The organism is Brevibacterium sp. HMSC07C04 (assembly GCF_001815905.1).
In the GTDB taxonomy this organism is placed as follows: Bacteria; Actinomycetota; Actinomycetes; order Actinomycetales; family Brevibacteriaceae; genus Brevibacterium.
Genome location: NZ_KV823232.1, coordinates 1 through 11488 on the forward strand (window position 1 = coordinate 1; position 11488 = coordinate 11488).

At 66.1% G+C, this 11488-nt stretch carries 9 protein-coding genes and 4 pseudogenes; 7 read left to right on the forward strand and 6 right to left on the reverse strand.

Translation table 11 applies throughout. The features are described from left to right. Positions 1-78: 78 nt before the first annotated feature. A pseudogene (locus HMPREF3162_RS00105) lies at positions 79-783 on the reverse strand (oleate hydratase); the annotation flags it as partial. A 24-nt stretch (positions 784-807) separates the two neighbouring features. Between HMPREF3162_RS00105 and HMPREF3162_RS12095 the strand changes: the two are divergent. From HMPREF3162_RS12095 to HMPREF3162_RS00130, 6 genes and pseudogenes are all read left to right on the forward strand, one after another. Continuing rightward, positions 808-1080, forward strand: a pseudogene (locus HMPREF3162_RS12095) (recombinase family protein); the annotation flags it as partial. 326 nt (positions 1081-1406) lie between these two features. Beyond that, positions 1407-3125 (forward strand): annotated as a pseudogene (locus HMPREF3162_RS11245) (recombinase family protein); the annotation flags it as partial. Positions 3126-3141: 16 nt separating this feature from the next. After that, complete coding sequence (locus HMPREF3162_RS00115; RefSeq protein WP_141750258.1) at positions 3142-3474, forward strand: hypothetical protein; 333 nt, start codon at positions 3142-3144, stop codon at positions 3472-3474. 224 nt (positions 3475-3698) lie between these two features. Continuing rightward, on the forward strand, positions 3699-4901 hold the full coding sequence (locus HMPREF3162_RS00120; RefSeq protein WP_070576451.1) for an IS110 family RNA-guided transposase: 1203 nt from the start codon (positions 3699-3701) through the stop codon (positions 4899-4901). 560 nt (positions 4902-5461) lie between these two features. Further along, positions 5462-5767, forward strand: a complete 306-nt coding sequence (locus HMPREF3162_RS00125) for a metallophosphoesterase (protein WP_176747315.1) — start codon at positions 5462-5464, stop codon at positions 5765-5767. Beyond that, positions 5736-6275 (forward strand): hypothetical protein, encoded by a 540-nt coding sequence (locus HMPREF3162_RS00130; protein WP_141750259.1) that lies wholly within the window; start codon positions 5736-5738, stop codon positions 6273-6275. Before HMPREF3162_RS00125 ends, HMPREF3162_RS00130 begins: the two co-directional genes overlap by 32 nt. Before the next feature lie 443 nt (positions 6276-6718). On the opposite strand, the gene HMPREF3162_RS00135 is transcribed toward HMPREF3162_RS00130, so the two are convergent. The 3 genes and pseudogenes from HMPREF3162_RS00135 to HMPREF3162_RS00145 form a co-directional block, all read right to left on the reverse strand. Beyond that, entirely contained in the window at positions 6719-7027 is a 309-nt protein-coding gene (locus HMPREF3162_RS00135) for a hypothetical protein (protein ID WP_070576462.1), read from the reverse strand. Further along, positions 7024-8911 (reverse strand): annotated as a pseudogene (locus HMPREF3162_RS00140) (heavy metal translocating P-type ATPase). The gene HMPREF3162_RS00135 and the pseudogene HMPREF3162_RS00140 overlap by 4 nt, the downstream one beginning before the upstream one ends. A 206-nt stretch (positions 8912-9117) precedes the next feature. After that, positions 9118-9480, reverse strand: a complete 363-nt coding sequence (locus HMPREF3162_RS00145) for a Cd(II)/Pb(II)-sensing metalloregulatory transcriptional regulator CmtR (protein ID WP_070576465.1) — start codon at positions 9478-9480, stop codon at positions 9118-9120. A gap of 369 nt (positions 9481-9849) precedes the next feature. Here HMPREF3162_RS00145 and HMPREF3162_RS00150 point away from each other — a divergent pair, with 369 nt between their 5' ends. After that, entirely contained in the window at positions 9850-10530 is a 681-nt protein-coding gene (locus tag HMPREF3162_RS00150; RefSeq protein WP_070576468.1) for a metal-dependent transcriptional regulator, read from the forward strand. 9 nt (positions 10531-10539) lie between these two features. On the opposite strand, the gene HMPREF3162_RS12100 is transcribed toward HMPREF3162_RS00150, so the two are convergent. After that, entirely contained in the window at positions 10540-11100 is a 561-nt protein-coding gene (locus HMPREF3162_RS12100; RefSeq protein ID WP_370919399.1) for an IS5 family transposase, read from the reverse strand. Beyond that, positions 11018-11257: a hypothetical protein gene (locus HMPREF3162_RS12105; protein ID WP_370919400.1), complete on the reverse strand. Its 240-nt coding sequence runs from the start codon at positions 11255-11257 to the stop codon at positions 11018-11020. Before HMPREF3162_RS12105 ends, HMPREF3162_RS12100 begins: the two co-directional genes overlap by 83 nt. Positions 11258-11488: the final 231 nt, after the last annotated feature.

An 11488-nucleotide genomic window follows, 5' to 3' on the forward strand; every position in this document is an offset into this window, starting at 1 on the left:
GCGTTCACAACCTCACGGGGAAGTACACCTAGGTGCGCCTCGGGGCCGGGCCCGAGGCGCACCCGCGGTGGGCGGGACTCAGATGAGGCCGTGCTCCTCGAGGAGCTGGCCGATCTCCCCGTGCTCGAGCCTGTCGCGCAGGTAGCCGCGCAGCGCGGCCGGGCCGGGCATCTCCATCTTCTTGCCGTCGCGCATGTGCGCCGAGGCCTCGAGGAGGTCGCGCACATCGTACGTGGAGCCCCAGGTCTCCGGCACGCCGCGCTCCACGTCGAGGAGTTCGTAGACGGCCTCCATGCCGGTGCGCACCGAGTACTCGGTCGTGAAGATCGTGTCGCGGCCGGTCTCCGCGAACTGCCCGAGGAACGCGAAGTTCGCCGCCCCCTCCGGCACGACCTGCGGCCGGTCACCCGCGCGGCGGGGCATAAATTGGCTCGTCACGTAGGGCCTCATGACCGGCACGCACCGGGCGCCGGTCGCCGCGAGCTCGGGGATCTCATCGACGGGCACGCCCAGGTGGTAGAGCCACTCCTGGGTGATCTCCTCGCCGGTGCACTGCGCCAGGGGCTTCTTCACGTAGTCGCCGTCGACGTCGACGAACAGACCGTAGACCCAGACGACGATCTGATCCTTCGGCTGCTTCTTGAAGTGCGGCTGGCGATCGACCGTCCAGCTCAGCAGCCAGGAGGAGTCCTCGGCGGTGACGATGCCGCCGGTGACCACGCGGCCGCTGAACGGATCGCGCTGGGCGATGCGCTCGATGTAGGCGGGGATGCGCTCATCGAGCGGCGGGGGTGGACGTTCGTCCAAGTGTATGAGGACAACGACACCACCGGCTCCGGCAGGAAGAAGCGTCCCGCCTTCGAGCGTCTTCTGACCGACGTCGCCAGTGGATTGATCGATGTCATCGTCGCGCAGGAGTGGCCGCGCCTCGAGCGCAACCGTGCTGACGGTGTGCGAATCATCGAGGCCGCCCAGGAGCACAAGATCCTCCTGACCTTCTCCAAAGGCTCCGACATCGATTGCACGACCGCCGCGGGGCGGCTGTCCGCCGACATGTTCTCCGCCATTGCCCGCAACGAGATCGAGGTTAAAGGTGAGAGGCAGTCGGCCGCACAGTTGCAACGCGCTCGGCAGGGTCGAGCCCCCAAGGGCGTTCGCCCACTCGGCTATGCCACCAGTGGCGACCTCATCGAGGACGAGGCCGTGGTCGTTCACGAGATCTACCGACTCTTCTCCATCCAAGACGGTCCCACGGTCGCATCGATTGCCAAGGCGCTGTCAGGTGTCGTCGGTAACAATGTTCCGGCCTCGCTGCCGCATCTGCCCAAGCGCAACAGGGTGCTGGCAATCGAGCGTAATGTGAAACGTGAAGCAGCTGGTCTTCCGCCCAACCCGTACCCGACGACGGTCCCTGGGACTCCTCGACGGTACTGGGCATCCTTCGCAACCCGCGCTATGCCGGCTACTCGGTATACACCGACCGCAACGACCGGGCCGAGAACAAGCGCCGCAGCTGGTACGCCCAGATCCTGCGTGATGACGACGGCAACCCCGTCATGGGGAAGTGGACGCCCATCGTGGAGCCGGAGGTGTGGTGGACGGTCCAGGAACGTCTGAACGAGCCGAAGCGCATCACCAACCGCACCGGCTCCACGGCAAGAAAGCACCTCGGCTCCGGTCTCTACCTCTGCGGCATCTGCGAGACCCCGGTGATCACGTCCTCGAACAGATACCGTTGTCCTGCGGGCCACCTGAACCGCTCGCACAGTCATGTGGAGCCGTGGGTACTCAAGATCATCCGGGCACGTCTGGCCCGACCGGACCTGGCAGATGCGATCCCCACAGGTGACGAGCCGCGCCTGCAGGCGATTCGGGCCCAGATCGGCACCCACCAGGCCAGGGTCAAGCGTGCGCAGCACGACTACGACCAGGAGATCATCGAAGGCTACGATCTCAAGCGCATCCGCGACCGCGAGAACACTGCCATCGCTGCCCTGGAGGCCGAACGCCGGTCGTTGACGGCCACGGTCGATCTCGGGGGAGTGCTGGACGCGAAGGACCCCGTGACGGCCTTCGACAACGCGGACCTCATGATCAAGCGCCGGGTCATCGACTTCTTCTGCACTGTCCGGCTGTACCCGCACCCGCGGGGAAGGAAGACTTTCGACCCCGAGACGGTAAGGTCACGCAGAAGACGTCCACGACCTGACGACCACACGAAGGAGCCGATGATGGCCTATCCGACTCTCGCCCTGCATCTGCTGATCTCGGCTCCCGGCGACGTGCCGACTGCAGACATGGCTGTCATTCGCCGAACGATCAGCCAGTGGAATCTCAACCTCGGCCGCGTCGTCGGGCTCACGGTCCTTCCGGTGTCGTGGACCGAACATGCTGTGCCCGAGTTCGGTGAGCGTCCTCAGGCGATCCTCAACGATCAGATCGTCGAGGAGGCCGACTTCGCCGTCGCTCTCTTCTACGACCGCCTCGGCACTCAGACCGGCGAAGCGGACTCAGGAACAGCTGAGGAGATCAGGGTCCTCGTCGATGCCGGCAAGTCGGTGGCCGTTCTGGCGAACTCGAGCCCACGATCGCCTCTGAGCGGTCCGGCGCTGGATGAGAGAAAGCGATTGGACTCCTACCTGAACGAACTGCGCCAGACAGCACTTGTCTTCGAGTATGCGCATGACGGTGACCTGGTGGGCCACCTCAACAACTTCCTCAGCCGGGCAACCGCGCAGTTCCAGCAGTCGGTCGAGGCATCGAAGAGTGCTGAGCCGGAAGGCCCAGACCCATCCGAGGGCGTGTGGCCGCGGGCGGAGGTACGTGAGAGCGTCCGCACCGACAGCAAAGGGCGAGTGAAGACACAGCGCCACTGGTCGCTGGTGTTGCACAACATGTCCAAGGGGCCGGCCACCGATGTCGATTTCGAGTTCGAGGACCTGTCCGAAGATGCCTACTTCGGCGTGCATCGAGAAGATGGGCCCCTCGGCACGATCCCGCCCGGTGGCGAAGCCAGGTTCCCTTTGCTGCTGGCCATGGGATCACCTGATGCCGTCGAGTGCGTCGTGTCCTGGACTGATGTGGCCGGCAACAAGAGGCAGACGCAGGCGACCGTCCGCACGTGACGGTTGAGGAAGGGGAGTGCCAATGACCACCGAAGCCGACCAAGCTCGCCGGGACTTCCGTCGTTACCGGCAGGACGCCGCCCATGACCCACTGGCCGCTGAACGCTGGCGGTACTGGTCCATCGTGGCTCGGATGAGGACCATGCACGAGGCCGGACTGAGTTGGGACGAGATGGCCGACCTCCTCGACCTCGACCCGACGGATAAGGCCCTGTGGTCTGTCCGACAGGGGGATCGACGGGTCGCTGTCGCACAGGAAGTCCTTGCCGAGGGTGTGCAGGACGATTCCCCCCGTTACCTTTTAAGTAGCCCCACCATCCGTCAGGATAGAAAGGGGTCGCTGGCCTAAGGGCCCCGGCATGATTGATGCCCCCAGTCATCATGATCCGGAGGGTGTAGTCACCGGGGTTCGAAGGCACCAGGGAAATCGCTGATAGGGGCCAGAACCACTGGCAGAACCCATGCCTTGAGCCCGACCGTAACGTGGATGCCGAACCTTGGAGCCACAGCACCACCGGCCAGCCGAACCACAACCAAAATGTCCGGTCACATGAGTCGAAGAAGATGAGTGACATGATCACCAACCACGCTGACACCGACGTATTCATCGGCATCGATGTCGGCAAACACAACCACCACGCCGTCGCTGTTGATCGCGACGGAAAACAACTGTTATCGAAGGCACTGCCGCAGAACGAAACGAAACTGAAAGCCCTACTCACCCGGCTGGCCAAACACGGTCAGCTGCTGGTTGTTGTCGATCAGCCTGCCACGATCGGGGCCCTGCCCATCGCGGTCGCCCAAGCAGAGGGCTTCGCGGTTGCTTACCTGCCGGGGTTGGCGATGCGTCGCATTGCTGACTTACACCCTGGCGAGGCGAAAACCGATGCCCGCGATGCCGGCATCATCGCTGAAGCCGCCCGAACCATGCCGCAGACGCTGCGGGGCATTCGGGCCGCGGATGAGAACGTCGCGGAGTTGTCGATGCTGTGCGGCTACGACGATGACCTCGCCAAACAAGCCACGGCCACGTCGAATCGGATCCGCGGTCTGTTCACTCAGATCCACCCCGGACTCGAGACCGTGATCGGTCCGCACTTGGATCATCCGGCCATGCTGGCCCTGCTGGCGAAATACCCGACACCGAAAGCGCTCAAGCATGCCGGGAAACACCGAGTCGAGACTCTGCTGCGCAAGCAGGCACCCCGGGCGTGGAAGAGGTGGGCGACAGCGATCTTCACCGCACTCAATGGGCAGACGGTGGAGGTGTCGGGCACCGACGCGGCCGGACTCGTCCTACCCGAGTTGGCGACGTCGTTGGCGCAGACACGAACGTCACGGGACGACGTACTCGCCCGGATCGAGGAGCTGGTGGAATCACATCCGCTTTTCGGGCTCCTGACGTCGATGCCGGCAGTCGGCGTCAGGACCGCGGCGCGGATCCTGACCGAGGTCGTGGGTAAGGACTTCGAATCCGCCGGACACCTCGCCTCCTATGCCGGCCTGGCACCGGTGACGTGGCGGTCAGGAACCTCGATCCGAGGAGACCATTCCTCGCGTCGGGGGAACAAGATCCTCAAAAGAGCGTTGTTCTTGTCCGCGTTCGCTGCGTTGAAGGACCCGTTGTCGAAGGCCTATTACGACAAGAAACGTGCCGAGCATAAGAAACACAATCAAGCACTGATCGCCTTAGCGCGCAGGCGCTGCAACGTGCTGTACGCGATGCTGCGCGATGGCGCTTACTTCCACACACCCGAGGCGGCCACAGCTGCCTGAACCGTACTGAAGCGAAGTGCCAGGTCAGTCTGGGAGGCAGTTCCCGGACCGATCACCCCTGACATCCGAGCCAAACCGAATATTCTTGAGGAATCTGACCTTTACCCCTTGACGAAAAACATAGGGGCACCCCCCGGCATTTGAGTGCAGCCGGCGATGTCACTGGCCGGACGTCTGATCAGCCTTCGCTGTCCCGCGTGACCGACCGACCAAGCGTGTGACGTCTCATGGCGACATCGGCCGCGGCCTTGGCTCCGGCCCGTAGTGCCTCCCGGGGGATCGGACGCATGGTGACGGCTTCACGGACGGCGTCATTAAGGCTGGGCGGGTTCGTCGGCGTCATGGTCTCCATCCTCTCCGTCGACCGGCGTCGCTGCCAGCAGGTGAGCGCAGAAAGAGCCCCGCGATCGTTCTGACCGCGGGGCTCTTTGTGCACACTCACTCATCGTCGGGTGCGTAGACACCCTTGCCGGCAAGCGCGGTGTACAGCGTCTGCCGAGACACCCAGCTCCCGTGCAATGGCCGCCTTCGGGACGCCGTGCTTGACCAACTCCCGGGCGGTGAAGAGCTGTTCGTCCGTCAGCTTCGGAGCCCGCTCGTACGCCCTGTCTGACATCCACGGCCACATCGACCCCTTCCACGCGGCCCTTCAGCTCGTTGACCTGGACCGCGACCCCGCTGCCGAGCTGGTCCTCCTTGGCGACTACGTCGACCGCGGCCCAGCCAGCCGCGAGGTGCTCGAGACGGTCAGGGACCTGCAGCAGCGGTTCCCGGAACGAGTGACCGCGCTGCTCGGGAACCACGACGACTGGTTTCTCGACTGGCTGGACGGCGATGACGATGACTCTTTCCTGGCTGTTGGGTGATGCTGACCTCGGCACCGTGAAATCGTTCCTCGACCCTCTTGAGCTCGCTCATGCGCTCGGGCACGGCGATCCCAGCAGCGACGCGTCCGTCCTCGACGGGCCGACGATGAACCACAACATCAAGAACGCGATTCTGATGAAGCACTCGGAGATCGTCGGTTGGCTGCGCAGGCTGCCGCGCGTCCACGAGACCGACGAGCAGATCTTCGTGCACGCCGGCGTGGACGAAGAGGCGGGGGAGATGTGGCGCGCGGCGACGCCCGACCACGTGCTCGCCGAAAAGTTCCCTCCGACGTTCGGGCCGTTCATCAAGACAGTGATCGCCGGCCACGTCCGCACATCCGAGATGCACGAAGACGGATCCCATGGCACATTCCATGATGGCGACAGCCACTACTACATCGATGGGTCAGTCGAAGTGACCGGCCGGTTGAACGTCTTGCGATTCTCGGCCGCTGATGCGACGTACGAGTCCTTCGTTGCCGGGCCGGATGTGGAGACGGACTGATGCCTGGAATTCAGCGCTGCGAGCATTGGTCGGACTACGAAGGCAGGGCTTACGGCCGGCACCAGCATTCTGGTCCTCACGCGTGCGATCCCGGCAACCATGGTGGTGAGGGCCCGTGGTAGAAGTGCCCCGCGCTCGAAGCTCTACGTCCGGGACCGGGCCCATCTCGTCGTCCTTGCCTACGAGGACGGGCTCGTCTCGCGCCGACGCCCGTGAGTCGAGGGCACGACTACGGTATACTGTCTAATGTAACGCCCCGGTGACTATTCGGACCTCACGGTTCGGACTCCCGGGGCGATAGTCGTCTCGTGGGGAAGGTCCAGCGCGATGAGCGCGTGGGCGCTCACACTGGTCTGAGCAGAGAAAATCCCCCAAGTGCGCGTCGTCGAGAGGCGTGGGGGATGTAGTGGTCTCAGGCTAGCAAGACTGAGCCGTCGATTCGACTATCCGAGGTCGAGCGCGGCGAGCTGCTCGGCGCTGCCTGTGACGACGAAGAGCAGGCGTTTCCGGTCGTCCTCGACTCCCCAGTCGACGAAGGAGCAGCATAAGCTCTCGACCGCGACGAGCTCTCGCAGCCGCTGAACGGATTCGTCCGTCCTGGCATAGCGCACAACGACCCTGGTCTCCGTGCGCTCGACGCCGAGGGCGTACTCGTCGTCGAAGGCTCGCCAGCGCTCGATCTGGTCCTTGCCCGCACCCGGCGTGAACGCGCAGGCGATCGGCAGTCCGTCCAGCGGATTGGTGCGCATCATGCCGGGTCCCGCTCTCTCACGGCACTACCCGTCCGCAGAGCAGCCGGGCGGCGCGCGGCGCGCACGCCGTTGAGGATGACGACGACCTCGGCGGCCTCGTGGACGAGGAGGACGCCGGCCAGTCCCAGCACGCCGAACAGGGCGAGCGGGAACAGGACGACGATGATCGTCAGCGCGAGAACGATGTTGGCCGTCATGATTCTCCGCCTGCGCCGCGCATGGGCGAGGGCGGCGGGGATCAAGCGCAGGTCGTGGCCGGTAAAGGCGATGTCGGCCGACTCCACGGCGGCGGCAGAGCCCGTGGCTCCCATCGCGATGCCGACGGTGGCCGTGGCCAGCGCGGGTGCGTCGTTGATGCCGTCGCCGACCATCGCAGTCGGTCGGGCTGACGTCAGCTCCGTGATCGCGGTCGCCTTGTCGGCTGGGAGCTGCTCGGCGCGGACGTCGTCGATGCCCGCTTCCCGTGCCAGGGCGCGCGGTGCGGGAGTCGTCGCCGGTGAGCATGGCCGTGCCGATGCCCTGGTCGCGGAGCATGCGCACCGTCTCGGCGGCCTCGGGGCGTAGCTCATCGCGCACTCCAATCAGTCCGGCGGCCTCGCCGTCGGCCTCGACGACCACGACGGTCATCCCGGCCTCGGTCAGCTCATCAGCATCCGTGCGCAGACCCGCCGGGTCGAGCCACCGGGGACTGCCGACCCTGATCGCCCGGCCGTCGACGCGGCCAGCGAGTCCGTGCCCGGCCTCTTCGTTCACTTCCTCTGCCGCCGGGACGTCGTGGGCGGCGGCAGAGATCGCGGCCGCCAGGGGATGGGTGCTGGTCGCTTCTACGGCGGCCGCCCAGGCGAGCACATCGTCGCGGGAGGTCCCGGCAACGGTTCGGACATCCGTCACCTGCGGACTGCCCTGCGTGAGCGTGCCGGTCTTGTCGAAGGCGACCATGCGGATCGTGCCGAGCTGCTCGAACGCGGCACCGGACTTGACGACGACGCCGAACTTCGAGGCCGACCCGATCGCGCTGATGACCGTGACGGGAACGGCGATCGCCATCGCGCACGGGGATGCTGCCACGAGCACGACGAGGGCACGCTCGATCCACGTCGACGGGTCGACGACGAGGAAGCCGAACAATGCGACCACGACGGCGGCGACGAGGACGGCGGGCACGAGCGGGCGGGCGATGCGGTCGGCCAGCCGGGCCTTCTCGCCCTTGCGGGCATGGGCCTGCTCTACCAGGGCGACGATCTGGGTCAGCGAGTTGTCGCGGCCGTCGGCGGTGGCCTCGACGAGCAGCGAACCGGACCCGTTGACCGCGCCGGCGGACACCGGGTCGCCTGGGCCGACCTCGACGGGGATCGACTCCCCGGTCAAGGCGGAGGCGTCGATGCTCGAGCGCCCCTCAGCGACGACGCCGTCGGTCGCGACCCGCTCGCCCGCGCCGACCACGAGGAGGTCGAGCTCCCGGAGTTCCGCCACCGGGACGTCGACGGTGCCCGACATCCGGGAGACCCGCGCGGTCTGGGGGACAAGCGAGAGCAGCGCGCGCAGCGTTTCCTTGGCACGGTCCATCGCACGGTCCTCGAGCGTCTCGGCCAAGGCGAACAGGAACGCCAGCGCCGCCGCCTCGCCGACATGGCCGAGCAGCACCGCTCCGGCCGCGGCGATGGTCATGAGCAGGCCGACGCCCAGGCGTCCACGGCCTCTTGCGGTGAACAGCCGTCTGAGCGTGCCGGGCACGAAGGTCCATGCCCCGGCCGCGAGCCCGAGGGCGAAGACGACCAGCGCCAGGACCTCGAGGCCAGTCCACTCGAGGATCAGGCCCGCTGCCCAGAGTAGCCCGGAGGCGGCAGGCAAGGCGAGAGAGGGGTCGCGCCACCATGGGGGCATGTCCTCGTGCTCGTCGCGGCGGGGCTCGGACGGTCCGCAGCACGCGTCGCCCTCGGGCGTGGATAGTTCGGTGGTCGGGTCGACAGGGCCGCAGCAGGCATCGCCCGTGGCCGTCGGGCCGCTGCTGACCGAGATCAGTTGGGTCGACGCCGTCTTCGTCGCCCTGTTCCCGCGATGCGGCTCGTCGACGCCGCAGCACTCGTCGCTCATCGCTCGGCCCCTTCGGGGGCGCAGCAGCCCGGGACCGTGCACCGCGGATCCATGCACGGCACGCTCTCGTCGACGGCGAGGGTGACGTCGACCAAAGCCGTGAGCGCCGCCGCGATGTGGGGATCGGCGATCTCGTAGCGCGTCTGCCGACCCTCCGGCTCGGCGACGACGATCCCGCAGCCGCGCAGGCAGGACAGATGGTTGGAAACGTTGGTGCGCGTGAGCTCCAGGTCTCGGGCCAGCTTTGCCGGGTAGCCCGGCTCGTCCAGGAGTGATAGCAGGATGCGCGAACGGGTCGGATCCGCCATGGCACGGCCGAGCCGGTTCATGACCTCGACACGCGAAGCAATAGTCAGCATGTACTGACCATACAGCAATTGCTGACCTAATGGCCAGAGCCGTGCGCTCGGTACTCGGGGACGTCGGAGACCGTTCTGCGCTGAACCCATGGCTCGCCGGGTCGTCTTCGTCTGGCTTGTGCAGGGGTCGGTCGCCGAAGCTCCCGCGTGAGACGTGTTCGACGCGTCTCACAGACATCACCCTGACGAGACGAGACCCGATCCCCGGCGCGTGGCCGGTGATCTGGTCCCAGAACGCAGTCTCAGAAGCCGGGGGCTCAGAAGGGACTTTCTAGAGGTGCCTGCGCAGCGTATGATCCTGCGGCATGCCAGAGGCGTAGTTCTCTACGCGGCCTCTTCGTAGTCCAGAGTTCGCGCTATCCTGGACTCATGTCCGTCTCTGACCTGTCCACGAGCGCCCAGAACTATCTCAAGGCTGTCTGGGGCCTCTCGGAGTGGTCGACGGAACCGGTCACTCCTACGCTGATCGCGGAGCGGACGGGCCTGAAGCTGTCCTCCGCGTCGGATGCGGTACGCAGGCTCGCCGACCAAGGGCTGGTGTCCCACGCCCCGTACGGGTCGGTGGAGCTGACCGAGGTCGGGCGTGCGCACGCTTTGGCGATGGTGCGTAGGCATCGGTTGATTGAATCCTTCCTGGTCAGCGTCCTGGGCTACTCGTGGGACCAGGTGCACGACGAGGCGGAGAACCTCGAGCACGCGGTGTCGGACTTCATGGTCGATCGGATCGACGCCTATCTGGAGTTCCCCTCGCGTGATCCCCACGGCGATCCGATCCCCGCGGCCGATGGCACTGTGGTAATCCCTGAGGCGCAGCAGCTCACGGGGATCGGAGCAGGGGAGCGGGTCCTCGTCGAGCGAATCTCGGACGCGGATCCGGCGCTGCTGCAGTTCTTCGAAGGTCACGGCATCGTGGTCGGGGCCGTCCTCGCCTTGGAGGAGGGTGCGCCTTTCTCCGACGCCGTGGACGTGCGCGTCACGGGCGCAGTGGCACCTGTGCCCTTGGGGCGCTCGGCCACCGATGCGCTCTACGTCTCGCTGGTGAGCAGCTAGGGCGTGTTGCTAAACCCATTGGAGGGTTGCGGCGAGGCAGATCGCGGAGTGGTAGTTGCGGGCCGTCTTGTCTGAGCGCATCGTGATGCCGCGCCATTGCTTGAGCTTGTTGAAGCAGCGTTCGACGACGTTGCGGCGCTTGTAGCGTTCTTTCTGCTCGTGGCCGAAGTCGATCGGCCGGCCGGGCCGCTTGAGACGGTGTGCGATCTGGTCGTCACGTTCGGGAATCGTGGTGGCGATGCCGTGCTCGCGCAGCCAGGCCCGGTTCGCCTTCGACGGGTAGCCCTTGTCCGCGAGCACCCGGTCCGGCCGTGACCTCGGTCTGCCGGTTCGCCCGGGGACGCGGATCTCGGAGAGCGTGTCGATGAGCATGCTCGTGTCTGCTGCCCGCCCCGGCGTCAACAGGAAGGCCAGCGCTCTGGCTTTCCCGTCGCAGACCAGGTGGTTCTTGGTGGTCAGTCCACCGCGGGAGCGGCCGATCGCGTGATCAGGCGGCTCCGGCCCGAACTTCTTGTAGTTCGATCGAGCCCCCTGTGTCCCGTCGGAGGGTCGCGCCGTGCTGATGGACACGCACGATCGTCGAGTCGATCGATGAGACCCAGTCCAGCTCACCACGCTGGTGGGTGAGGGACTGAACCTTCTCGAGCACGCGCGCCCAGACGCCCTGCTCGGACCACCGGTTGATATTCTTGTAGATCGTGTTCCAGTTCCCGAACCGCTCCGGCACGTCCCGCCACGGCGCGCCGGTCCGATACCGTCACGCCGTCGCCTCCACCACCGCGCGACGCTCCACCGGCGGACGCCCCGTCGCCTTCGGAACCGGGAACAGCGGGCCGATCACAGCCCAGACTTCATCGGAGATCTCAGTACGCGCCACGCCTTAAGCATCACCCGCACGCCACACATCAGCCTTTAGCAACACACCCTAGGTGTAGTTCCTCGGGAGGTTGTGAACGGG

Excerpts from the sequence above, each read along its gene's own strand:
- HMPREF3162_RS00120 (WP_070576451.1), top strand. The coding sequence starts at position 3,699 with ATGATCACCAACCACGCTGACACCGACGTATTCATCGGCATCGATGTC.
- HMPREF3162_RS00130 (WP_141750259.1), top strand. The coding sequence starts at position 5,736 with ATGACGATGACTCTTTCCTGGCTGTTGGGTGATGCTGACCTCGGCACC.
- HMPREF3162_RS00135 (WP_070576462.1), bottom strand. The coding sequence starts at position 7,027 with ATGATGCGCACCAATCCGCTGGACGGACTGCCGATCGCCTGCGCGTTC.
- HMPREF3162_RS00145 (WP_070576465.1), bottom strand. The coding sequence starts at position 9,480 with ATGCTGACTATTGCTTCGCGTGTCGAGGTCATGAACCGGCTCGGCCGT.
- HMPREF3162_RS00150 (WP_070576468.1), top strand. The coding sequence starts at position 9,850 with ATGTCCGTCTCTGACCTGTCCACGAGCGCCCAGAACTATCTCAAGGCT.